This window comes from Amycolatopsis sp. cmx-4-61, from assembly GCF_046548775.1.
Classification (GTDB): Bacteria; Actinomycetota; Actinomycetes; order Mycobacteriales; family Pseudonocardiaceae; genus Amycolatopsis.
In genome coordinates, this window is record NZ_JAEBEI010000001.1 from 1,071,189 (window position 1) to 1,092,415 (window position 21,227).

Here is a 21,227-nt window from a genome sequence, read left to right on the forward strand (position 1 = left end):
GCGCCATCGTCGACGGGACGTGGGGGACGGACAGGACCCGGCGGTACGGCTGGAACGGCACGTACCCGATGAGAACCCAAGGTGGTACGCGCGTGCAAGTTATTTCGGGGTGGTGCTCCACAATTGTGAGAGCTACTCTCAGTTGGTAGTTGCTACCAATTGGGGGTCACTATGACTGAACCGCAGCCACGCAGGTGGTGGGCGCTGGGCGCGCTCGCCGTGAGCCTGCTGACCATCGGGCTCGACCTGACCGTGCTCAACGTCGCCGTGCCGACGCTGGCCGTCGACCTCGGCGCCACGACCACGCAGCTGCAGTGGTTCGGCAACGCCTACACGCTGGCGCTGGCCGCCCTGCTGCTGCCGGCCGGCCTGCTCGGTGACCGGTTCGGCCCGAAGAACCTGCTGCTCGGCGCGCTCGCCGAATTCGGGCTGGCCTCGCTGTGGTGCGCCCACGCCGGTTCGCCGGGCGAGCTGATCGCCGCCCGGGCCGGCCTCGGCGTCGGCGCCGCGTTCCTCATCCCGCTCTCGCTTTCGCTGCTGAACGTCCTGTTCCCGCCGGAGGAGCGGGCGAAGGCGCTGACGACGTGGGTGCTGGCGATGTTCGCCGGCATCCCGCTCGGGCCGCTGCTCGGCGGCTGGCTGCTCGACCACTTCGCCTGGGGATCGGTGTTCCTCATCAACGTTCCGCTGACGGCGGTCGGCGTGGTCGCGGTGCTGTTCCTGCTGCCGCGCACGCCGGGCTCCGGCCGCGGAGCGATCGACTTCACCGGCATCGCGCTCTCGGCGGCCGGGCTGGTCGCGCTCACCTACGGCTTCGTCAACGCCGCGGTGCACGGCTGGGGCGACCCGGCGACGTACGGCCTGATCGCCTTCGGTGCCGTGCTGGTGGCGGTGTTCTGCTGGGCGCAGACGCGGGTGGCCGCGCCCCTCACCGACCTGGCGTTGTTCCGCGAGCCGCGGTTCGTCTGGGGAGCGGTGCTGGCCACGGTGGCGTCCTTCGCGTTGATGGGCCTGCTGTTCGTGTTGCCGCAGCTCTTCCAGGCGGTGCAGGGCGCCGACGCGCTGCAGACCGGCGTGCGGCTGCTGCCGCTGATCGGCGGGATGCTGGTGTCGGCGAAGGTGGCCGAGCGGCTGGTCGCCGCCCTGGGCGTGCGTGCGGTCGTCGCGGGCGGGTTCGTGCTGCTCGCGGCCGGATTGGCGTGGGGTTCGACGACCTCGCCGTCGAGCGGCTACGGCGCCACCGTTGGCTGGGAGATCGTGATCGGCCTGGGCACCGGCGCCACGCTGCCGCCGCTGATGACGATGGCGATGGGCGCGCTCACCGAAGGCCGCTCCGGCGCCGGTTCGGCGCTGATCCAGGTGCTGCGCCAGGTCGGCGGCACGATCGGGGTGGCGGTGCTGGGCACGGTGCTCAACGGCGTCTACCGGGACGGTGTGGCCACCGATGGCCTGCCCCTGCCGGTCGCGGCCGCGGTCCGGGGCAGCGCGTCGGCCGCGGTCGCCGTCGCGGAGAAGCTCCACCTGCCGTCGCTGGCCGGCTCGGCGCGGGCCGCGTTCACCGACGGCATGGCCGCGACGCTGTGGGTGTGCGCCGGTCTCGGCGTCGCCGGCGCGCTGCTCGCGCTGCTGTTCCTGCCCGGCCGGTCGGCGGCGGGAGCGCAGCCGCGAGAATCGGAGCATGACGTCGTCGCCATCTGAGCCAGCGGGACTGCGGGAACGGAAGAAGGCCCGGACGCGCGCCGCGATCCAGCGGCACGCGTTGCGGCTGTTCCACGAGCAGGGCTACGGCGCCACGACGGTGGACCAGATCGCGGCCGCGGCGGAGATCTCGCCGAGCACCTTCTTCCGGTACTTCCCGACGAAGGAGGCGACCGTCCTGTACGACCCGTTCGACCCGGTGCTCATCGAGGCGGCGCTCGCCCAGGATCCCGAGCTGAGCCCGATCGGCGCGCTGCGGGCGACGATGGACGTCATCCGCGAGCAGATCCCGCCGGACGAGTGGGCGAACGAACGCCGGCGGCAGCTGCTGGTGTTCCGGGAGCCGGAGCTGCGCACGGCGGTGATGGACAAGTTCGCCGAGGGGATCGACCTCCTGGCGAGCCTGGCCGCCCGCCGCACGGGCCGCTCGGCCGACGACTTCGAGACCCGCAACTGGGCGGGCGCGGTGGTGGGCGTGGTGATGGCGGCGTTCCTGGGGGCGGCCGCGGATCCGGAGGCCGACCCGTTGGTGGTGGTCGACCGGGCCGTCGCCCACCTGGAGGCCGGGCTGCCGCTCTGACGGTGCGCCGATTCCGGGATCGAGTGCGCCCGGCCGGCCCTCAGTTCACTTTGGACAGACCCTGCCGCAGCGCGCCCGCCGTCTCCGCCAACGCTTCCCGGAACCGCGTACCGACGCCGGTGAAGTTGATGAACCCGTGGATCAGGTCCTCGTGCCGCCGCAACGCCACCTCGACCCCCGCCTCGCGCAGCTTCTCCGCGTACGCCTCGCCTTCGTCACGCAGCGGGTCGAAGCCCGCCGTCACGACCAACGCCGGCGGCAGGCCGCTCAAGTCCGCCGCGTGCAGCGGCGAAAGCCGCGGGTCGGCCGGGTCCGTGCCCTTCGGCACGTAATGCCCTTCGAACCACTTCATGTGCACGTCCGTCAGGAACAGGTTCTCGGCGAACAGGTCCTGCGAGCGGTAGCGCCGTGCGAAGTCCGTCGCCGGGTAGATCAGCAGCTGGAACGCCGGTACCGGGCCGCCCCGGCGCACGGCCTGCTGGGCCGTCACGGCGGCCAGGTTGCCGCCCGCGCTGTCGCCGCCCACAGCGATCCGCGCCGGGTCGGCGCCGAGGTCGCTCGCCTTCGCCACCGCGTACTCGAACGCCGCCAGTGCGTCCTCCGTCGCCGCCGGGAACGGGAACTCCGGGGCCAGCCGGTACTCGATCGACAGCACCCGGACCCCGGCGTGCTTGGCCAGGAACCGGACGGCGTTGTCGTGGCTCGACCGGGTGCCGACCACCCAGCCGCCGCCGTGGAAGAACACCAGCAGCGGCGACGGCTCCGGCAGCCCGACCGGGGTGTACAGCGTCGCCGGCAAGTCGCCATCGGGCGTCGGCACCGCGATCTCGCGCACCGAAACCGGCTCGATCGGCTTGCCGCTCACCAGGTGCCTGCCCTGGTCGAGCAGGGCCCGCGACTGCTCGACCGAGCCGCGCACCAGCTCCGCCCGCGCGATCTGCTGCAGCCGGAGGAGCAGCTGGGCGTCGAGCGCGAGCTCCTGGCCGTCGATGCGGACGGTCCGGCCCGCGATCGCCCGCCGCACCGGCGCGGGCAGCCAGAAGGCGAGCTGGGACGCGGCCGCCTGGGCGCGGACCGGGAGCGGGATCGCCATGGTTCCTCCTCGACGTCGGGGCTGCAGGGGAGGTTACTTGCCAGTAGGTACCAGGTCCAGCTGTGACCGGCACCTCGGTCCCAGAGTCTGGTCCTCCAGTTAAGTGGAGGGGTTAGCCTGGAAAACGTGACTTCAGCCAGGACGATCAACGTGCTCGGGATCGGCGGCTCGCTGCGCGAGGGCTCCCAGTCCGAACGCGCGCTGCAGATCGCGCTCGACGGCGCCGCGGAAGCCGGCGTCCGCACCCGGCTGCTCACCGGCCCGGAACTCGTGCTGCCGTTTTACGACGCCGGTGGCCTGGAGCGCGACGAGCGCGCGACCCGGCTGGTGGAGGCCATCCGGGAGGCCGACGGGCTCATCGTCGTCTCGCCCGGCTACCACGGCGCGCTGTCCGGCCTGGTCAAGAACGCCCTGGACTACGTCGAAGACCTGCGCGGGGACAGCCGGCCGTACCTGGACGGCCGCGCGGTCGGCCTCGCCGCCGTCGCCTACGGCTGGCAGGCCGCGGTGACCACGCTCGAGCAGCTCCGCACGATCACGCACGCGCTGCGCGGCTGGGCCACCCCGCTGGGCGGCTCGATCAACTCGGCCGAAACCAAGTTCGACGAAGCCGGCGGCGCGTCGGACGAGAAGACCGTCCGCACCCTTCGCCTGATCGGGCGGCAGGTCGCCGAATTCGCCGTGAGCCGCGCCGCATGACGTTTCGCCCGGTGGGCCCCGGGTAACAACCAGAAGTGATGCCTGCCATGTGGGGGCACCGTTCCGCGGGTGCGGGATGTTGTGCCCAGTGAGACGCTCGCTGTGGAGCGTCCGCGACAGAAGGCAGGCTGAGCATGGGTCAGGCGATCTACACGGCGGTGGCGACGGCGCGTGGCGACGGGCGGAACGGCGAAGTGACGTCGTCCGACGGCGTGATCGACGAGTCGCTGGCCATCCCGAAGGAGATGGGCGGCCCGGGCGGGGACAAGACCAACCCCGAGCAGCTCTTCGCCGCCGGTTACTCGGCCTGCTTCCACAGCGCGCTGCAGCTCGTCGCGCGCCAGGCGAAGGTGCCGCTGAACGACTCGACCGTCACCGCGGAGGTCAGCGTGCTCAAGCAGGAGGCCGGGTTCGGCCTCGGCGTCGCGCTGAACGTCTCCCTGCCGGGCCTCGACCAGGCCCAGGCCGACCAGCTGGTCGAGCAGGCCCACCAGGTGTGCCCGTACTCCAACGCGACCCGGGGCAACATCGAGGTCGCGCTCTCCGCCACCGTCTGACCCGGCCCACCAAGCCCGCACGAGTCCGAGGAAGGGATAACCAGAGATGAGCAAGTCTCCGATCAAGAGCCCGCTTTCCGAGGCCGACAAGGAGATCACCGGCAACGCCCTGCAGGCGACGCTGGTCGACCTGGTCGACCTGTCCCTCATCGCGAAGCAGGCGCACTGGAACGTCGTCGGCTCGAACTTCCGCAGCGCGCACCTGCAGCTCGACGAGCTCGTGAACACCGCGCGCCAGTACGTCGACGAGGTGGCCGAGCGCGCCAACGCCATCGGCATCTCGCCGAACGGCAAGGCGAAGACCGTCGTCGAGAGCTCGGGCGTGCCCGAGTACCCGGACAACTGGCAGTCGGTCGAGTCCACGGTCGCCGCGATCGTCGAGATCCTCGCGGCGCTCATCGAGCGGCTGCGCCAGCGCATCGACGAGACCGACAAGAGCGACCTCGTCACGCAGGACCTGCTGATCGAGATCACCCGGGCGCTCGAAGAGGCGCACTGGATGTGGCAGGCCCAGCAGGCCTGACCTTCCGCCACGAAAGGGCCGTTCCGGAGGGAACGGCCCTTTTCCGTCGGCGGGGATGAGTACGTTCGGTGGCATGGTTCTGCACGAGGGGAACGCCGACCGCCCGGACCGGACGGCAGGGACGAATCCGATGTACGCCGGGGCGAACCCGGCACTGGCGGCCGACTTCGTCATGCCGCACGACGAGCTGCGCGAAGATCCGCTGCCACCGGACACCGCGCTGCAGCTCGTGCGCGACGAGCTGATGCTGGACGGCAACGCGCGGCTCAACCTCGCCACGTTCGTCACGACGTGGATGGAGCCGCAGGCGCGCGAGCTGATGGCCGAGTGCGTCGACAAGAACATGATCGACAAGGACGAGTACCCGCAGACCGCCGAGCTCGAGCGGCGCTGCGTGAACATCCTCGCCCACCTCTGGCACGCGCCCGATCCCGCGGACATCATGGGCTGCTCCACGACGGGGTCATCGGAGGCGTGCATGCTCGCCGGGATGGCGCTGAAGCGGCGCTGGTCCCGCCTGGGCCGCGGCGGCAGGCCGAACCTGGTCATGGGCGCGAACGTCCAGGTCTGCTGGGAAAAGTTCTGCGAGTACTGGGAAGTCGAGCCGCGCCTGGTCCCGATGGACGGCGACCGCTACCACCTGACCGCCGAAGAGGCGGTGGCCCGCTGCGACGAGAACACGATCGGCGTGGTGGCGATCCTGGGCTCGACGTTCGACGGCAGCTACGAACCGGTCGCGGAAATCACCGCGGCCCTGGACGCGCTCGCCGAGCGCACGGGCTGGGACATCCCGGTGCACGTCGACGGCGCCTCGGGCGCGATGATCGCCCCGTTCCTCGACCCGGACCTGCAGTGGGACTTCCGCCTGCCGCGCGTGGCGTCGATCAACACGTCGGGCCACAAGTACGGGCTCGTGTACCCGGGTGTGGGCTGGGTGATCTGGCGCGACAAGGCCGCGTTGCCGGCCGAGCTGGTGTTCAACGTGAACTACCTGGGCGGTGACATGCCGACGTTCGCGCTGAACTTCTCCCGCCCGGGCGCGGAGGTCGCGGCCCAGTACTACACGTTCGTGCGCCTGGGCCGGGAAGGCTTCCGCGCGGTGCAGCAGGCGTCCCGGGACGTCGCCGTGCACCTGTCGTCGGGCATCGCCGAGCTCGGCCCGTTCGAGCTGCTGACCCGCGGTGACCAGCTCCCGGTGTTCGCGTTCACGACCCGCCCGGACGCCGGGTTCGACGTCTTCGACGTGTCACGCCGGCTGCGCGAGCGGGGCTGGCTGGTGCCGGCGTACACGTTCCCGGAAAACCGGACGGACCTGGCGGTGCTGCGGATCGTCGTCCGCAACGGCTTCACCCACGACCTGGCCGACCTGCTGCTGGCCGACCTGCAGCGGGTGCTCCCGGAGCTGGAACAGCTGGGCGGCCGCCCGAAGGACCCCGCGAAGGCGACCGCGTTCCACCACTAGAAAGCCACGGTCAGTGCCAGGACTTGGCTCGGGCGTACTGGTCGGGCCAGCGCACGTCCGCGCCGAGCGCGTTCGCCGCGCGCAGCGGCCAGTGCGGGTCGCGCAGCAGGGCCCGGCCGAGGAAGACGGCGTCCGCCTGCTCGCTTTCGAGGATCTCCTCGGCCTGCCGGGGGTCGGTGATCATGCCGACCGCTCCGGTGGGCAGGCCCGCCTCGGTGCGGATGCGCTCGGCCAAGGGCACCTGGTAACCGGGGCCGACGGGGATGTCCGGGTGCGGCGTGTTGCCGCCGCTGGAGGCGTCGATCAGGTCGACACCGCGTTCGGCGAGCAGTTTCGCCAGGCGGACGGAGTCCTCGAGCGTCCAGCCGCCGTCGGTCCAGTCGGTGGCGCTCAGCCGGGCGAACAGCGGGACGCCGGTGCGTGCGCGGACGGCGTCGGCGATCTCGAGCGCCAGCCGCGTGCGGCCGTCGAAGTCACCGCCGTAGCGGTCGGCGCGGCTGTTCGACAGCGGGGAGAGGAACTGGTGCACCAGGTAGCCGTGGGCGAAGTGCAGCTCGAGCAGGTCGAACCCGGCGTCGACGGCCCGCTGGGCGGCGTCCGCGAACGTCTCGGGGAGCGCGGCGACCTCGTCGGTGCTCAGGGGCCGGGCCGGCGCGTAGCTGCCGAACGGCTGCGCGTCGGCGCCGACGCTCGGCCAGCCGCCGTCCCCGGGCGGGACGCTGCCCGAGCCCTCCCACGGCCGCCGGGTCGAACCCTTCCGCCCGGCGTGGGCGAGCTGCAGGCCGATCGCCGTGCCCTGGCCGTGGACGAACCCGGTGATCCGGCGCCAGGCTTCGGCCTGCTCGCCGTTCCAGATACCGGTGTCCTGCGGGCTGATCCGGCCTTCGGGGGTCACGGCGGTGGCTTCGGTCATGACGAGCCCCGCGCCCCCGGCGGCGAACTGGCCGAGGTGGACGAGGTGCCAGTCACCCGGGACGCCGTCGGCGGCGGAGTACTGGCACATCGGCGACACCCAGGCGCGGTTCGGCAGGGTCAGGCCGCGGACGGTGATCGGGCTGAAGAGTCGGCTCACCTCTGCGTCAACGACACGTGCCCGGCGTCTCTTCCCGTCGCCACGGCGTCTACCGGCGGGTAACCTCGCTCACATGGGTGTCGCAGCTGACGAACGCCGGGCGCTGAGCGCGCTTTTCGAAGACCTCGGGCCGGATGCGCCCACGTTGTGCGAAGGCTGGACGACCCGGGATCTCGCCGCGCACCTCATCGTGCGGGAACACCGGCCCGATGCCGCGCCCGGGATCCTCGTGCCCGCACTGGCCGGGTACACGCAGAAGGTTCAGGACCGCTACGCCGCCAAGCCCTGGGCGAGCCTCGTCGAGCAGGTACGGCAGGGGCCGTCGAAGTTCTGGCCCACCGCGATCGGCCCGCTCGACGAACTCACCAACACCGCCGAGTTCCTCGTCCACCACGAGGACGTCCGGCGCGCGCAGGACGGCTGGGCGCCGCGGCCCGCCGACCCCACCCGGGACGCGGCCGCCTGGAAGTCCGCGAAACAGGCCGCGAAGCTGAACCTCCGCAAGTCGCCCGTCGGGGTGACGCTGCGCACGACGGACGGCCGCCAGGCCGCCGTCAAGACCGGGCCCGATCCGGTGACCGTCGTGGGGGAGCCCGTCGACCTGCTGCTGTTCGTCTTCGGGCGGGACGCGGTCCGCCTCGAATTCGAGGGCGACGCCGCCGCCGTCACCAAGCTTCAGTCGGTGAACCGGGGGCTCTAGGCTGCGCCTCATGCCGATGATCAGCGTTGCCATGTTCCCCGGGCGCACCCCGGCCCAGAAGAGCGCCCTCGTCCGGGAGCTGACGGACGCCTTCATCCGCACCTGCGGCGGCAAGCCCGAGGGTGTCCAGGTGACGCTCGTCGAGATCGGCGCCGACCACTGGGCGACCGGCGGCGTCCTGCACTCCGAACGCTGACCCCGCCGGGAGACCGGTCCGGCCTCCCGGCGGAGCGCGTCAGCGCAGGCCGAGGGCCCGCAGCGCGAAGTGGACCTCGATCGACGTCTGCTTGATCGTCTCGGCGATCACCAGCGAGCCGTGGCCGGCGTCGTAGCGGTAGAACTCGTGGTGCAGGTCGCGGCCGCCGAGGCGGTCGAGGTAGTTCTCGATCTGGCGGATCGGGCAGCGCGGGTCGTTGTCGCCGGCCAGCACGAGCACGGGCGCCGTGACCGCGTCGACGTACGTGATCGGCGAGCACTCCCGGTACACCGCCGGCACCTCCTCCGGCGAGCCGCCGAAGAGCGCGCGGTCGAACGAGCGCAGCTGCTCCATCTCGTCCTCGTACGCGGCGACGTAGTCGGCCACCGGCACCCCGGCGACGCCCGCCGCCCACCGCGCCGGCTGCGTGCCGAGCGCGAGCAGGGACAGGTAGCCGCCCCACGAAGCGCCGTTCACGACGCACTTCGCCGGGTCGCTGAGTCCACTTCGGACGGCCCAGTCGTGTACCGCGGCGACGTCCTCCAGCTCGGTCAGGCCGGGACGGCCCTCGATGGCGTCGCGCCAGGCCGAGCCGTAGCCGGTCGAGCCGCGGTAGTTCACCTCGACCACGGCGAACCCGGCGTCGAGCCAGGTCGCGCGGTAGGCGGAGAAGCGGTCCTCGTCCGCCGCGTGCGGGCCGCCGTGCAGGGAGAACACCGTCGGCAGCGGCCCCTCCGGCGCGTCCGAAGGCCGCGAGACGAGCGCGTGGATCCGGCCGCCCACGCCTTCGACGAACGCGTCGGTCACCGGCTCCGACCCCGGCGACCGCTCACCCGGCGGCTCGAGCAGGATCGCGTCGGTGCCGTCGGTGGTCCGCGCCCGCACGGCGGCCGGCTCCGCGGCGCTGGACCACGAGTACTCGATCGTGCCGTCGGGACGGACGCCCGCCCCGCCGATCCGGCCGGCCGGAGTGTCCACTGAGGACAACTCGGCCGTGTCGAAGTCGTAGCGGTACAACGAACTGCGGCCCTCGTGGAAGTGGACGACGAGCAGGGCGCGCGCGTCCGGGTACCAGCCCGCGACGACCTCGCCGGGCAGGTCGAGCTCGATCTCCGTCTCGGTGCCGGCCCGGACGTCCCAGACCAGCAGCTCCTCGCGGCCGCGGCGCTCGTGGAGCACCAGCAGGCGCTGGTCGCCGGGCAGCGGGGAGAACTCGAGCGCGGACAGGCCCTTGCCTTCACCGTCCCACTTGTCGGCGACCGTGGCGAACCCGTCGGTCGCGAGCACCCGCAGCGCCGGGTGGCGCGAGTCGCCGTGCTCGGAGTGCGAGATCGCGATCAGGCTCTCGTCGCGCGAAAGGGCCGCGATCCCGGCGTCGTCCGGGTGGCTGTAGAAGCGGCGCGTTTCGCCGCCGATCCGGGCGAACAGCTCGCTGCCGTCGTCGGTCGAGACACCGACCGCGACGAGCCCGGTGCCGATCTCGAGTCCGGCCGGGTAGCCGTCGTGGACGTCCGGGACGGCCTTCTCCGGCTCGCTGCCCTCGGTCGCCGCGAACGGCTCGCGGACCCAGGAGCCGAACTCGTCGCCGTCGGTGTCGTCGAACCACCAGATCCACTCGCCGTCCGGGGACGGCGTCGCGTGCAGGGTGCCGTTGGGCCGGTCGGTGACGCGGCGGTGTTCGTCCGTCGCGCGGTTCCAGGCGTAGACCTCCCAGACGCCGCTGGCGTTGGAGACGTACACGTTGGCGTCGGGTGCGTCGCGGGCCCACTCGGGCACGGAGATGCGCGGGGCGTGGAAGCGGGCGCGCCAGCGGGCTTCGGCTTCGGCGTCGTCGAACAGCCGGTCCGGGACCACCGCGGGCGGATATTGCTTGGCTGACTGCGTGCTCACCCCTCGATCCTGCCACCTTCTGGCCGTACTGTGTGCGGGGTGCTGGAGGGTTACGCGCCGGGCTACGGTGCAGACGCGGTGTCGATGATGTCCGCGCGCACGGCGGTGGAGCGCGCGACCTTCGCCCAGCCGCTGTTCCGGCCGGGCACGTGGGTGGTCGACCTGGGCTGCGGCCCCGGCTCGATCACCCTGGGCCTGGCCGCGGAGTCCCGGGTGACGGGCGTCGACCGCGACGCGGGCCAGGTGGTCCTCGCCCGCGAGGCGGCCCGCCGCGCCGGAAGGTCCACAGTGGACTTCGTGGTCGGGTCGGCGTACGACCTGCCGTTCGCGTCCGGCAGCGTGGACGTGGCGTTCTCGCACGCGCTGTTCGAGCACCTTTCCGCGCCGGCGGACGCCTTGGCGGAGCTGCACCGGGTGCTCCGCCCCGGCGGGCGGCTGGCGCTGTCCACATCGGACTGGAGCAAGGCGCGCCTGCGGCCGAAGACGGCGAACGTGGACGCGGCCCTGCGCGGCCACTACCTCCTGCGCCGCCGCGCGGGCGGCGACCCGTTCGCCGGCCGGCACATCGTGGAGCAGTGCGTCCGGGCGGGGTTCACGGAGGTGGCTTCGCGGGCGAAGTACCGCGAGGACATGAGTTACCGCGACTTGGCGAAGTACGTGGAGTCGAGGCTCGACGCGGCGGTCGCAGATCCGGCGTACGCGCGCGACCGCGACCAGCTGGCGAGCGCGGCCCGGTCGGCCGTGGTGTGGACCCGCGGTGGCGACGGAGACTTCAGCCAATGCTGGGTGGAGGTGACGGCGACCCGGCCGTGAAACCAGAAGAGCCGGTGTCCGAAGACACCGGCTCTTACTCGTCGGGGTGGCGGGATTCGAACCCACGACCTCCTCGACCCGAACGAGGCACGCTACCAAGCTGCGCCACACCCCGAGGTACTGCTTAACGGGTCGTGGAGAAGTCTAGCGGACGCTGTCTCGGGCTTTTCGGGGGGCCGACTTATGCGGATCGTCGGCGCCCGACCCGCGCGGGACCAGGGTCAACAGGCTCGCCTCCGGCGGGCACGCGAACCGCGCCGGGGCCCACGGCGACGTCCCCAAGCCGGCCGAGACGTGCAGCCACATGTGCGCGCCCCAGCGCGACGCGCCCCGCGCCCGGCTGCGATCCAGGTCACAGTTCGTGACGATGGCGCCGTAGCCCGGAAGCCGGAGCTGGCCGCCGTGGGTGTGGCCCGCCAGGACCAGGTCGTAACCGTCCGTGGCGAACGTGTCCAGTACCCGCGGCTCCGGCGAGTGCGTCACGCCGATGCGGACCGCCGCGCCGCTGTCGGCCGGGCCCGCGATGTCGGCGTAGCGGTCGCGGCGCAGGTGCGGGTCGTCGACACCGGCCGCGAACACCCGCTGCCCGCCGACGTCGATCGTGCGGCGGACGTGCGTCAGGTCGGTCCAGCCGTGCTCGACGAACGCCGCGCGCAGGTCGCGCCAGGGCAGCTGGACGCCGTGGATGCGCTTCTTCTTGCCCCGGGGCATCAGGTAGCGGGCCGGGTTCTTCGGCTTGGGCGCGTAGTAGTCGTTGCTGCCGAAGACGAACACGCCGGGCCGGTCGAGCAGGGGGCCCAGCGCGCGCAGCACGGCTGGGACGGCCGTCCGGTGCGAGAGGTTGTCGCCGGTGTTGACGACGAGGTCCGGGTCCAGCTCGTCGAGCGCGGCGACCCAGCGCTGCTTGCTGTGGTGGCCGGGCAGCATGTGCAGGTCCGAGACGTGCAGGACGGTGAACGGCCGCGACCCGGGCGCCAGCACCGGGAGTTCGGCGGTGCGGAGGGTCCAGCGGCGCCGTTCGATCCCGACGGCGTAACCGAGGGTCGCGACGCCGAGCGCCACCGTCCCCGCGGCGAGGCGTGCGGCTGTCGCCCCCGACGTGCTTGTGTTACTGAGCGTGCTCACGAAGTCCAGGATACGTGCTCAACAGTTGGATGACTTCGCCGCCGTTACGGGGAACCTGCCACTTAGCATTTGCGTCGGCCCGTTGGGCATCTTTCGGGGGTTCCGGGTGGCGGAGCTCCCGGCCCGGGGCGAAGCCCCGGTTGTCGCAGACGGGAAACAGGCCGGGGGGCTTGGGGAGAACGATGGAGCAGTTCGGGCCGTACCGGATCGAGGGCCTGCTGGGCCGCGGCGGCATGGGCGAGGTTCACCGCGCCTACGACACGGCGCACGACCGCGTCGTCGCGCTGAAGCTGTTGTCCGACCCGTTCGTCGCCGACGACGCCTTCCGCGCGCGCTTCCGCCGCGAGTCGCAGATCGTCGCGCGGCTGCGGGAACCGCACGTCATCCCGATCCACGCCTACGGCGAGATCGACGGCCGCCTCTACCTCGACATGCGGCTCGTCGAAGGCCGTGACCTGAAGGAAGTGCTCCAGGACGGGCCGCTGGACCCGGCGCGCGCCGCGGGCATCGTCGAGCAGGTCGCCGGCGCGCTCGACGCCGCCCACGCCGACGGCCTGGTGCACCGGGACGTCAAGCCGTCGAACGTGCTCGTGACGAGCGCGGACTTCGTGTACCTGGTCGACTTCGGCATCGCGCGGTCGATGACCGCCGAGGGGACGTCGATCACCGGCACCGGCAACGTGATCGGCACGCTCGACTACATGGCGCCGGAACGCTTCGGCGACGCCCCGATCACCGGCCTCGTCGACGTCTACGCGCTCGCGTGCGTGTTCTTCGAGTGCCTCACCGGGCGCCGCCCGTTCCCGGCGGAGGGCGCGGCCGCGCAGATGGGCGCGCACCTGACCGCGCCGCCGCCGGTGCTTTCCCAGGCGCGCCCGGGTCTTCCGGCGGCCCTGGACGCCGTGGTGGCGCGCGGCATGGCGAAGAACCCGGCCGACCGCTACCCGACGGCGGGGGCGTTCGCCGCGGCCGTCCGCGCGGCGGTGACCGCCCCGGCGCCGGCGATGCCGCCGATGCCGCCGATGCCGACGTGGCAGAAGACGCTGCCGGGTCCGGTACCGCCGCCGCCCACCCGGTCCGGGCCGATCCCGATCGGGCCACCGACCGGGCCACTGACCGGGCCACTGACCGGGCCACTGACCGGGCCACTGACCGGGCCGCCGACCGGATTTCACCCCGGCCCGCCGCCGCCCACCCGGTTCACCGGGCCGTCGGGCAAGGTCGGCGCGGCCGGCGCTGGGCCGCCGAAGTCGCAGCGCAACCGGTGGATCGCGTTGTGCGCCGCGCTGGCCGGCGTGGTCGTGGTCGCGCTGGTGATCACCTACGTCATGACGCGGGACAGGACCCAGACGGCCGGTCCGGGCCCGACGAACCCGCCGGTCTCCGGGAGCGAAACCCCCGCACCGGCCACGGAAACCTCATCCCGGCAGCCGTCCACTTCGGAATCTCCCGCGCCGCCGAAGTCTTCGGACGCGAAGCCGGCGCACGACGAGCGCCTGGCCGCCGCGGTGCCGCCGATCTACCGCACGTGCAGCGACGTCGCGGCTCCCGCCGGAGCGGCCGCGGCGGTGGAGTGCGGCGCTTCGACGGTCGGCGACGTCAAGATCGGCAACGTCTGGTTCGCGGAGCCGACCGGCGCGCGGTTCCTCCGCTTCGCCGACGCCGGGGCGATGGACGCGTTCTTCCAGAACATCGTGAAGACGCAGGGTCTCACCCGCAACGACGCCCAAGGTGCGTGCCGCCCGGAGAAGTACCCCAAGATCTGGGGTACGTACTACCGGGCGGAGGTCCGCAACCCGGTCCCGGGCGAGTACCTGACGTGCTACCTCGGTGACCCGGCCCAGCTGGTGTGGACGGAGAAGAAGGACCTGGTGGCGGGCATCCTGCTGTCCACGAAGGTCACCACGAACGACGATCTGGACAAGCTCTACCAATGGTGGAACTCGTTGATCCTGTCGGACATGGGCAGCAGCTGACGGAGCCGGATTCGACCGGCGACCGCCGTCGGAGCCGGGACGGGAGGTGGCGAACCTCCCGCCCCCGCTCCGGGCGAACTCAGCGGGGCGCGCCGCCCATGTACTGCGGGTCCGGCTGCGGAAGGTCCGACGGCGGTTGTCCGTCCATGATGTTCTTCATCGCGCCGAACCAGGTCCGCGCCGGGGCCTTGCCACCGAAGATGTTCCCGTTCGGACACACGCGGACGTTGCCGGCACCGGCGTCGCAGATACCGCCCTGGCCGCCGCCGAACTTGAACGTCATCGCCGCGCCCGCCAGCTGCGGGGTGCCGCCGACGAACGTCGCCGAGACGTTGCCCTGCGTCGTGCCCGTCTTGCCGATCATCGGCCGGTTCCAGCCGACGTCGGCGGCCGCCCGGGCCGAGGTACCGCCCGGCTGGTCGTCCTTCGACATCCCGACGGCGAGCGTGTTCGCCAAGCCTTCGGGCACCACCTGCTCGCACGGCGCTTCCTTGATCGCCACCGGCTTGCCGTTGCGGTCGGTCACCCCGGCGATCGGCGTCGGCGGGCACCAGACGCCGCCGGAGAGGATCGTCGCCGCGACGTTGCCGAGCTCGAGACCGCTCAGGGGGCTGAAGCCCAGGGTGAACGCGCCGAAGCCCGGCCAGTTGCCCTTGGGGCCGTAGTACTCGGCCTGGGTCTCCCGCTTCTCCGGCTTGTCCGCCTTCGGGTCGGCCGTTCCGCCGCCGATGTTGCTCGCCATCGTGTCGCGCATGCCGAGCCGCTTGGCCATGTCGATGCCCGGAGCCGTGCTGCCGAGCCGGTCCTCGAGTTCGACGAACGTGGTGTTCGGCGACGTCGCGAGCGCGGTCTGGATCGTCGCGCCCTGGGCGATGCGGCTGTAGTCACCGGCGTTGCCGACGCAGTACCAGCGGGAGCGCAGCGGCGGCCCGGTCGGCGGGCAGTTCTCGCCACCACCGGAGTACACGTGTGAGACGTAGGTGTCCGGCACCTGCACCGGCGTGAAGATCCCGGCGACACCCTTGTCCAATGCCGCCGCCGTGGTGAAGATCTTGTACGTCGACCCCGCGCCACCGGTGTTGTAGACCCCCGTGGGCAGCGCGTACGTCGTCTGGCCGGCGTCCTGGTTCTGCCCGTAGTCGCGGTTCGCCGCCAAGGCGACCACTTCGTGCCGGTTCTTGCCCGGCTTGACCAGCGACAGCGTGTTCGCCACGTACTGCTGCGTCTTGTCGACCTGCGCCTCCGCCGAGACCTTCGCCTCGTGGTTGGCGCGCTCGTCCAGCGTGCTCTTGATCGTGAAGCCACCGGAGTAGAGCTGGTCCTTCGTCAGCCCGCTGGCCTTGAGCAGGTAGTCCTCGACGTACTGGCAGAAGAACCCGGCCTCCGGACCGGCACCGATGCAGTTGGCCGGCGGCTTCTTCGGGCCGTCCGGGACCACGCCCAGCGGCTCGGCCTTGAAGCGGTCCGCGTCGGCCTTCGCCAGCTTCTTGTTGTCGACCATCCGGTCGAGCACCAGGTTGCGGCGCGCGGTGGCCTTGTCCGGGTGGTTCCACGGGTCGTTGTTGATCGGGTTGTTCACCAGGCCGGCCAGCAGCGCGGCCTGCGGCACGGTGAGCTTCTCCGGGGTCGTGTCGAAGTACGCGTGCGCCGCCGCGCCGATGCCGAAGATCTGGCGGGAGAACTCGACGATGTTGAGGTAGTTGGCCAGGATCTGCTGCTTGGTCAGCTTCGTCTCGAGGTTGATCGCGATCCGCGCTTCCTTCAGCTTGCGCGAGATCGACTGCTCCTGCGCCTTCTTCTGGCCGATCGGGTCGGTCCGGTAGACGACGTTGATCAGGTAGTTCTTGGTGAGCTGCTGGGTCAGCGTCGAGGCACCCTGGGTGTCCGCGCCGGTGCTGTTGCTGACGGCCGCGCGCAGCGTGCCCTGCCAGTCGACGCCGTGGTGCTCGTAGAAGCGCTTGTCCTCGACCGAGACCAGGGCCCACTTCATGGCCTCGTTGATCTGGTCCGGGTTGATCGGCAGCCGGTACTGGCTGTAGAGGGTCGCGATCGGCTTGCCGGTGCTGTCGGTGACCGTCGTCACCAGCGGCGGCGGGATGTCGGCGAGGTCGGAGGAGGTCTTCTCCACGGTCTCGCTCGCCTGGTTGGACATGACGCCGGCGGCCCCCACCACCGGGAAGAGCATGCCGGCGACCAGCACCCCGGCGAGCAGGCAGAGGCCGATGAGCTTGAACAAACCATCCGCTTTTCGCACGAGGGCCAGGCTACCCGGACCGGCTCGGGGACCGGTGACGCCGTGTCTCCATCGGTGTGAATTCAGTGACAAAACAGCCCCCCTTCGGTGACAACTGGTAACGGAAGGCATTCTGGGTCTCGACGGGGGGAACCGAGGGCCCCTACAGTCCGTCAACGTCTCACGAAGAAAAGCCGACGGATGGATCAACGCGGGTGGGAGCTCGCCTGGTCCGGATGGCGGCACCGGCGCCGGGGAGGTGCCCGGGTAACCGACGTGAGCAGAGGGAGACACGCTCGCGGGGGCAGGGCGCGCAGTGCCTTTCCCCGCTGGTGCGTCGATCACCAGGGTAGGGAGCTGGGGGTATGGAAACCAACCAGTCGAGCTGGCGAATCAACGCGTCCTGCCGGGACGCCGATCCGGACGGCCTGTTCGTCCGGGGTGCGGAGCAGAACCGGGCCAAAGCGGTCTGCCTGGGCTGCCCGGTCCGCACCGAATGCCTCGCCGAAGCGCTCGACGGCCGGATCAATTTCGGCGTCTGGGGCGGCATGACCGAACGCGAGCGGCGGGCGTTGCTGCGCCGCCGTCCGGACGTGGTGAGCTGGGCCGAGCTGCTCGAGGCGGCCAAGCGGGACGCGGAGGAACGGGTCAAGGTCGGCTGACGAAGCCGCCGCTTCCCGGGGCAAAGTGCGGCTCCGGCCGCTCGCCGGACGCGGCTTTCCCCGGGAGAGCGGCGTCCTCAGCCGGCGAGCCGGGTGCCGATGTCGCGCAGGCCGTCGAGGTCGTGGACGTCGCCGGCCAGCGCGGGCACGCGGGCCAGCGCCACCTCCGGGTGCGCGCGGGTGAACCGGGCCAGCAGCCGCTCCTCGCGGGCCGCGAGCCCGACGCGGTCGGCGTGCAGGCGCAGCACCGCCTCGGCCAGCGGCGCGTTCGTGTCGCCCTCTTCCAGCGACTCGGCCGCCGCCAGCGCCTCCGAGCCGGACAGCTTCGCCAGCACCGGGTGCGTCCGGTTGGCGATCAGCCCGGCCAGCGGCATCGACTCGGCCGAGAGCCGTTCGACGAAGTAGGACGCCTCGCGCAGCGCGTCCGGCTCCGGCGCGGCCACCACGAGGAACGACGTCCCGGACGAGCGCAGCAGCTCCGCGGTCTTGCGGGCGCGCTCGCGGAAACCGCCGAACATGCTGTCGAAGGCCTGCATGAACGCCGACGCGTCGGTCAGCAGCTGGCCGCCGATGATCGTCGACACGGCCTTGGCGAACATCGAGAACCCGGCGTTGACGACCTTGCGCAGGCCCCAGCCGCCGGCCTTCGCCGGGGCGGTCAGCAGCCGGATCATCCGGCCGTCCAACGCGGACGACAGCCGGGTCGGCGCGTCGAGGAAGTCCAGCGCGGACCGGCTCGGCGGGGTGTCGACGATGATCAGGTCCCACTCGCCGGTGGCGGCGAGCTGACCCAGCTTCTCCATCGCCATGTACTCCTGCGTGCCGGAGAACGACGTGGAAATCGTCTGGTAGAAGGGGTTCTGGAGCAGCTGCTCGGCGCGTTCCGGGCCGGCGTGCACGCGCACCATGTCGTCGAACGTGCGGCGCATGTCCAGCATCATCGCCCAGAGCTCGCCCTTGGGCTCGAACCCGTCCACCTGCACCTGCCTCGGGTGGTTGCCGAGTTCGCGCAGGCCGAGCGCCTGCGCCAGCCGCCGGGCGGGGTCGATGGTCAGCACGACGGTCTGCCGGCCGCGCTCGGCCGCGCGCAGGGCCAGCGCGGCCGCGGTCGTCGTCTTGCCGACGCCGCCGGAACCGCAGCAGACGATCACGCGGCTTTCCGGGTCGTCGAGCAGTGCGTCGATGTCGATGGTGGTCACAACCGCACCCCCTGGTCGGTCAGGGCTTCGGCCAGGTCGTAGAGGGCGGCGACGTCGATGCCGTCGGTCAGGTCCGGCAGCTCGAGGGTCGGAAGGTCGGCTTCGGCCAGTTGCTCGCGCGCCCGCTGCTCGGCGGCCACCCGGACGGCGTGTTCGACAGTTTCTTCCACCAACGCGTCCAAAGTGTCCTGCGGCAGCTTCAGTCCCACCGCCGCGAGCCCGGTGCGCACGCGCGAGGCGTCGACGTGCCCGTCCGCGGCCGCGGTGATCGAGCGGGCGGGCAGCCGCTCCGGCCGGACCCGGTTGACCAGCACCGCGCCCGGGCGCAGGTCCGCGCCGTCCAGCTCGGCCACCGCCTCGACGGTCTCGCGGACCGGCATCTCCTCCAGCAGCGTGGCGAGGTGCACCACGGTCTGGCCGGAGTGCAGCAGCCGCACGACGCCCTCGGCCTGGCCGCGGATCGGGCCGGTCTTCGCGAGGTCGGTCAGTGCCTTGGTGACGTCGAGGAACTTGACGACCCGGCCGGTCGGCGGCGAGTCGACGACGACGGCGTCGTAGGTGTGCCGCCCGTCGGACTCGGTGCGGCCGACGCACTCCTTGATCTTCCCGGTGAGCAGGACGTCCCGGAGCCCGGGCGCGAGGGTGGTCGCGAACTCGATCGCGCCCATCCGCCGCAGCGTCCGGCCGGCGAAGCCGAGGTTGTAGAACATCTCGAAGTACTCGAGCAGCGCGGCTTCGACGTCGATGTGCAGCGCCCGCAGCTCGCCCCCGCCGGGGACGGACGCGATGCGCTGCTCGGCGTAGGGCAGCGGCTCGGTGTCGAAGAGCTGGGCGATGCCCTGCCGGCCTTCGACCTCGATGAGCAGCACGCGACGGCCCTGCCGGGCGAGCGCGAGGCCGAGCGCGGCGGCCAGCGTCGTCTTGCCGGTCCCGCCCTTGCCGGTGACGAAGTGCAGCCGGGCGCGGGCAAGCTCGTCGGTCCAGCCGGCATGGGAAGTGGTCACTTCTTCACCCTAAACCGGCGTTCAGCTGGCCAGCAGCATGACGCTGACCGCAGCGGCGACCCCCGCCACGAGCACCCAGCTCACGAGGCCGGGCAGCACGGTGAGAGTGAGCACGCCCACCACGACCAGCAGGGTGAAGGTGATCACCCCGCCGAGGGCGACCTGGCCGGAACTCTGCGTCCGGTCGCGCACCTTGGCCATGACGACGAGCACCAACGGCAGCCCGGCCACGGCGAGCAGCGTCGTCGCGATCACCCGCCAGGGTTTCCACGCCCTCACGCTAGCGCCCCCAAAGCGCCCCAAGGCGGCCTTGGTTGCGTCTCACGCACCGAAGGCCGCCTTGGTTGCGTCTGACGCACCGAAGGCCACATTGGGGCGCTTGGGTCCGACGTGAGATGGAACACAGTCCGGCGCGTCGTCACCCGTTTTCCGGCGGTGGGCCGCGGCGGTCTTGCCCGCTTGGCTACGCTCCCGGTTCATGAGCGCCACCAAGTGGGAGTACGCCACCGTCCCTCTGCTGATCCACGCCACGAAGCAGATCCTCGACCAGTGGGGCGAGGACGGCTGGGAGCTGGTCACCGTGCTGCCGAACCCGAGCGGCGAGCAGCACGTCGCCTACCTGAAGCGTCCGAAGGGCTGACCCGGTGAGCTGGAGCGAACGGCTGAAGGAGCTCGACATCGAGCTGCCCGGCGTCGCGGCCCCGCTGGCCGCGTACGTGCCCGCCGTGCAGAGCGGGAAGCACGTGTACACCTCCGGCCAGCTGCCCTTCGTCGACGGCGTGCTCGCCGCGACCGGCAAGGTCGGCGCGGAGATCAGCCCCGAAGAGGCGAAGGGCCACGCCCGCACCTCCGCCCTCAACGCGCTCGCGGCCGTGCACGCGCTGGTCGGCATTGACAACGTCGTGCGGATCGTCAAGGTTGTCGGCTTCGTGGCTTCCGCGGAGGGCTTCACCGGCCAGCCCGCGGTCGTCAACGGCGCGTCCGAGCTGCTCGGCGAGGTCTTCGGGGACGCGGGCATCCACGCCCGCTCGGCCGTCGGCGTCGCGGAGCTCCCCATCGGCTCGCCGGTGGAGGTCGAACTGATCGTGGAGGTGCAGTGATGGACCCGGACATCGAGCAGTCCACCCACGAACTGCTGATCCGGCTGGCCGGGCGGCTGCCCGACCAGCTGCTGTGGCGGTTCCGCGACTGGCTCGGCGAAGGTGCCATGGGCACCCTCGCCCGCACCCTGCCGAGGTCTTTGCTTAAGCACAGGATCGACCTCGACCAAACGGAGTACCGGCTGCTCGTGGCCGGTCTCATCCCGCACGGCGCCGACTGGCACCAGGTCAGTTCGACGCTGGGGGTAGACGACGTCACCGAGAACCGGTACACATTCACGTCGAGTGCGCCCGAATGGGTTAACTCGGTCGACTCCGTGTCCGTGTTGATCCACGCAACGTTGCGCGGACGCCCGGACGTGGGGGAAGTGCGGCAGAGCTGGCGACACGTCGGTGTGGTCGGGCAGGGCACCGCCAAGCGCGTCCTGCTGATCACCGCGCAGGCGGGGCTGCCGAGGTTGACCGGCGAACTGCAGCGGGTGCTGCGGGTCCTGGGCGACGAAGAGCCCAGCGTCGAGGTCATCCCGCCGCGCTTCGACCTACCGGGCTACCACCGGGCCGCGCTGGCCGACTCAGAGCTGGTCTGCGTGGGTGCCGCGGCGGGGACCCGGCTAGTAGCCGCATAACGCTCGCCCGCCAGCGAGC

22 protein-coding genes and 1 tRNA gene are annotated in these 21,227 nt (G+C 71.7%); 14 read left to right on the forward strand and 9 right to left on the reverse strand.

Annotated elements, in window-relative coordinates; translation table 11 throughout:
• Nucleotides 1–171: 171 nt before the first annotated feature.
• Nucleotides 172–1,698 carry a DHA2 family efflux MFS transporter permease subunit gene (locus tag ACLJOU_RS05285; protein ID WP_410563658.1) on the forward strand — a complete coding sequence of 509 codons (1,527 nt, stop codon included), beginning with the start codon at nt 172–174 and terminating at the stop codon, nt 1,696–1,698.
• A complete protein-coding gene (locus tag ACLJOU_RS05290) occupies nt 1,679–2,278 on the forward strand; it encodes a TetR family transcriptional regulator (RefSeq protein ID WP_410563660.1) in 600 nt (199 codons plus the stop codon). Before ACLJOU_RS05285 ends, ACLJOU_RS05290 begins: the two co-directional genes overlap by 20 nt.
• Nucleotides 2,279–2,318: 40 nt before the next feature.
• Here ACLJOU_RS05290 and ACLJOU_RS05295 read toward each other — a convergent pair whose 3' ends face one another.
• Entirely contained in the window at nt 2,319–3,371 is a 1,053-nt protein-coding gene (locus tag ACLJOU_RS05295; protein ID WP_410563662.1) for an alpha/beta hydrolase, read from the reverse strand.
• A 150-nt stretch (nt 3,372–3,521) separates the two neighbouring features.
• On the opposite strand from ACLJOU_RS05295, the gene ACLJOU_RS05300 reads away from it, so the two are divergent.
• The 4 genes from ACLJOU_RS05300 to ACLJOU_RS05315 all read left to right on the forward strand — a co-directional run bounded on the left by ACLJOU_RS05300 (nt 3,522) and on the right by ACLJOU_RS05315 (nt 6,612).
• Nucleotides 3,522–4,070 carry an NADPH-dependent FMN reductase gene (locus ACLJOU_RS05300; protein ID WP_410564736.1) on the forward strand — a complete coding sequence of 183 codons (549 nt, stop codon included), beginning with the start codon at nt 3,522–3,524 and terminating at the stop codon, nt 4,068–4,070.
• A 134-nt stretch (nt 4,071–4,204) separates the two neighbouring features.
• On the forward strand, nt 4,205–4,627 hold the full coding sequence (locus ACLJOU_RS05305) for an organic hydroperoxide resistance protein (protein ID WP_410563664.1): 423 nt from the start codon (nt 4,205–4,207) through the stop codon (nt 4,625–4,627).
• Between the two features lie 46 nt (nt 4,628–4,673).
• On the forward strand, nt 4,674–5,150 hold the full coding sequence (locus ACLJOU_RS05310; protein ID WP_091389379.1) for a Dps family protein: 477 nt from the start codon (nt 4,674–4,676) through the stop codon (nt 5,148–5,150).
• 73 nt (nt 5,151–5,223) lie between these two features.
• Entirely contained in the window at nt 5,224–6,612 is a 1,389-nt protein-coding gene (locus ACLJOU_RS05315) for a glutamate decarboxylase (protein ID WP_410563667.1), read from the forward strand.
• A 10-nt stretch (nt 6,613–6,622) separates the two neighbouring features.
• Here ACLJOU_RS05315 and ACLJOU_RS05320 read toward each other — a convergent pair whose 3' ends face one another.
• The gene (locus ACLJOU_RS05320) at nt 6,623–7,684 is read right to left on the reverse strand and encodes an NADH:flavin oxidoreductase/NADH oxidase (RefSeq protein ID WP_410563669.1); all 1,062 of its coding nucleotides are present in this window, start codon (nt 7,682–7,684) and stop codon (nt 6,623–6,625) included.
• A gap of 73 nt (nt 7,685–7,757) precedes the next feature.
• Between ACLJOU_RS05320 and ACLJOU_RS05325 the strand changes: the two genes are divergently transcribed.
• Complete coding sequence (locus ACLJOU_RS05325) at nt 7,758–8,384, forward strand: TIGR03085 family metal-binding protein (protein ID WP_410563671.1); 627 nt, start codon at nt 7,758–7,760, stop codon at nt 8,382–8,384.
• A gap of 10 nt (nt 8,385–8,394) precedes the next feature.
• Complete coding sequence (locus ACLJOU_RS05330; protein ID WP_176174273.1) at nt 8,395–8,580, forward strand: tautomerase family protein; 186 nt, start codon at nt 8,395–8,397, stop codon at nt 8,578–8,580.
• A gap of 39 nt (nt 8,581–8,619) precedes the next feature.
• On the opposite strand, the gene ACLJOU_RS05335 is transcribed toward ACLJOU_RS05330, so the two are convergent.
• The gene (locus ACLJOU_RS05335) at nt 8,620–10,470 is read right to left on the reverse strand and encodes a prolyl oligopeptidase family serine peptidase (protein ID WP_410563673.1); all 1,851 of its coding nucleotides are present in this window, start codon (nt 10,468–10,470) and stop codon (nt 8,620–8,622) included.
• A 39-nt stretch (nt 10,471–10,509) separates the two neighbouring features.
• Between ACLJOU_RS05335 and ACLJOU_RS05340 the strand changes: the two genes are divergently transcribed.
• A complete protein-coding gene (locus ACLJOU_RS05340) occupies nt 10,510–11,283 on the forward strand; it encodes a methyltransferase domain-containing protein (RefSeq protein ID WP_410563674.1) in 774 nt (257 codons plus the stop codon).
• A gap of 41 nt (nt 11,284–11,324) precedes the next feature.
• Here ACLJOU_RS05340 and ACLJOU_RS05345 read toward each other — a convergent pair.
• Together ACLJOU_RS05345 and ACLJOU_RS05350 are read right to left on the reverse strand one after the other, a co-directional pair.
• A tRNA-Pro gene (locus ACLJOU_RS05345) sits at nt 11,325–11,398 on the reverse strand.
• 29 nt (nt 11,399–11,427) lie between these two features.
• Complete coding sequence (locus ACLJOU_RS05350) at nt 11,428–12,408, reverse strand: metallophosphoesterase (protein ID WP_410563676.1); 981 nt, start codon at nt 12,406–12,408, stop codon at nt 11,428–11,430.
• Nucleotides 12,409–12,590: 182 nt separating this feature from the next.
• On the opposite strand from ACLJOU_RS05350, the gene ACLJOU_RS05355 reads away from it, so the two are divergent.
• Nucleotides 12,591–14,384, forward strand: coding sequence for a protein kinase domain-containing protein (locus ACLJOU_RS05355; RefSeq protein WP_410563679.1), 1,794 nt, complete (start codon nt 12,591–12,593; stop codon nt 14,382–14,384).
• 79 nt (nt 14,385–14,463) lie between these two features.
• On the opposite strand, the gene ACLJOU_RS05360 is transcribed toward ACLJOU_RS05355, so the two are convergent.
• Nucleotides 14,464–16,638 carry a transglycosylase domain-containing protein gene (locus tag ACLJOU_RS05360; protein WP_410563681.1) on the reverse strand — a complete coding sequence of 725 codons (2,175 nt, stop codon included), beginning with the start codon at nt 16,636–16,638 and terminating at the stop codon, nt 14,464–14,466.
• Nucleotides 16,639–16,982: 344 nt separating this feature from the next.
• On the opposite strand from ACLJOU_RS05360, the gene ACLJOU_RS05365 reads away from it, so the two are divergent.
• A complete protein-coding gene (locus tag ACLJOU_RS05365) occupies nt 16,983–17,279 on the forward strand; it encodes a WhiB family transcriptional regulator (RefSeq protein ID WP_410563684.1) in 297 nt (98 codons plus the stop codon).
• Nucleotides 17,280–17,356: 77 nt separating this feature from the next.
• Here the strand turns inward: ACLJOU_RS05365 and ACLJOU_RS05370 are convergent, their stop codons facing one another.
• Genes ACLJOU_RS05370 through ACLJOU_RS05380 form a run of 3 tightly spaced genes read right to left on the reverse strand, consistent with a single transcriptional unit; the run spans nt 17,357 to nt 19,683 of the window.
• Nucleotides 17,357–18,478 carry an ArsA family ATPase gene (locus ACLJOU_RS05370; protein ID WP_410563686.1) on the reverse strand — a complete coding sequence of 374 codons (1,122 nt, stop codon included), beginning with the start codon at nt 18,476–18,478 and terminating at the stop codon, nt 17,357–17,359.
• Nucleotides 18,475–19,482 carry an ArsA-related P-loop ATPase gene (locus ACLJOU_RS05375; protein WP_410563687.1) on the reverse strand — a complete coding sequence of 336 codons (1,008 nt, stop codon included), beginning with the start codon at nt 19,480–19,482 and terminating at the stop codon, nt 18,475–18,477. Before ACLJOU_RS05375 ends, ACLJOU_RS05370 begins: the two co-directional genes overlap by 4 nt.
• Nucleotides 19,483–19,503: 21 nt before the next feature.
• Entirely contained in the window at nt 19,504–19,683 is a 180-nt protein-coding gene (locus ACLJOU_RS05380; protein WP_410564738.1) for a hypothetical protein, read from the reverse strand.
• A gap of 277 nt (nt 19,684–19,960) precedes the next feature.
• Between ACLJOU_RS05380 and ACLJOU_RS05385 the strand changes: the two genes are divergently transcribed.
• From ACLJOU_RS05385 to ACLJOU_RS05395, 3 genes are read left to right on the forward strand one after another with little or no spacing between them, the layout of a single operon-like run.
• Nucleotides 19,961–20,122: a DUF4177 domain-containing protein gene (locus tag ACLJOU_RS05385; RefSeq protein ID WP_003068074.1), complete on the forward strand. Its 162-nt coding sequence runs from the start codon at nt 19,961–19,963 to the stop codon at nt 20,120–20,122.
• 4 nt (nt 20,123–20,126) lie between these two features.
• On the forward strand, nt 20,127–20,582 hold the full coding sequence (locus ACLJOU_RS05390) for a RidA family protein (RefSeq protein WP_410563689.1): 456 nt from the start codon (nt 20,127–20,129) through the stop codon (nt 20,580–20,582).
• Nucleotides 20,582–21,208, forward strand: coding sequence for a hypothetical protein (locus tag ACLJOU_RS05395; RefSeq protein ID WP_410563691.1), 627 nt, complete (start codon nt 20,582–20,584; stop codon nt 21,206–21,208). The genes ACLJOU_RS05390 and ACLJOU_RS05395 overlap by 1 nt, the downstream gene beginning before the upstream one ends.
• Nucleotides 21,209–21,227 lie beyond the last annotated feature (19 nt).

Coding starts and splice junctions, on each gene's coding strand:
- ACLJOU_RS05290 (WP_410563660.1), top strand. CDS start 1,679: ATGACGTCGTCGCCATCTGAGCCAGCGGGACTGCGGGAACGGAAGAAG.
- ACLJOU_RS05395 (WP_410563691.1), top strand. CDS start 20,582: ATGGACCCGGACATCGAGCAGTCCACCCACGAACTGCTGATCCGGCTG.
- ACLJOU_RS05295 (WP_410563662.1), bottom strand. CDS start 3,371: ATGGCGATCCCGCTCCCGGTCCGCGCCCAGGCGGCCGCGTCCCAGCTC.
- ACLJOU_RS05365 (WP_410563684.1), top strand. CDS start 16,983: ATGGAAACCAACCAGTCGAGCTGGCGAATCAACGCGTCCTGCCGGGAC.
- ACLJOU_RS05305 (WP_410563664.1), top strand. CDS start 4,205: ATGGGTCAGGCGATCTACACGGCGGTGGCGACGGCGCGTGGCGACGGG.
- ACLJOU_RS05330 (WP_176174273.1), top strand. CDS start 8,395: ATGCCGATGATCAGCGTTGCCATGTTCCCCGGGCGCACCCCGGCCCAG.
- ACLJOU_RS05285 (WP_410563658.1), top strand. CDS start 172: ATGACTGAACCGCAGCCACGCAGGTGGTGGGCGCTGGGCGCGCTCGCC.
- ACLJOU_RS05385 (WP_003068074.1), top strand. CDS start 19,961: ATGAGCGCCACCAAGTGGGAGTACGCCACCGTCCCTCTGCTGATCCAC.
- ACLJOU_RS05310 (WP_091389379.1), top strand. CDS start 4,674: ATGAGCAAGTCTCCGATCAAGAGCCCGCTTTCCGAGGCCGACAAGGAG.
- ACLJOU_RS05315 (WP_410563667.1), top strand. CDS start 5,224: ATGGTTCTGCACGAGGGGAACGCCGACCGCCCGGACCGGACGGCAGGG.
- ACLJOU_RS05380 (WP_410564738.1), bottom strand. CDS start 19,683: ATGGCCAAGGTGCGCGACCGGACGCAGAGTTCCGGCCAGGTCGCCCTC.
- ACLJOU_RS05355 (WP_410563679.1), top strand. CDS start 12,591: ATGGAGCAGTTCGGGCCGTACCGGATCGAGGGCCTGCTGGGCCGCGGC.
- ACLJOU_RS05325 (WP_410563671.1), top strand. CDS start 7,758: ATGGGTGTCGCAGCTGACGAACGCCGGGCGCTGAGCGCGCTTTTCGAA.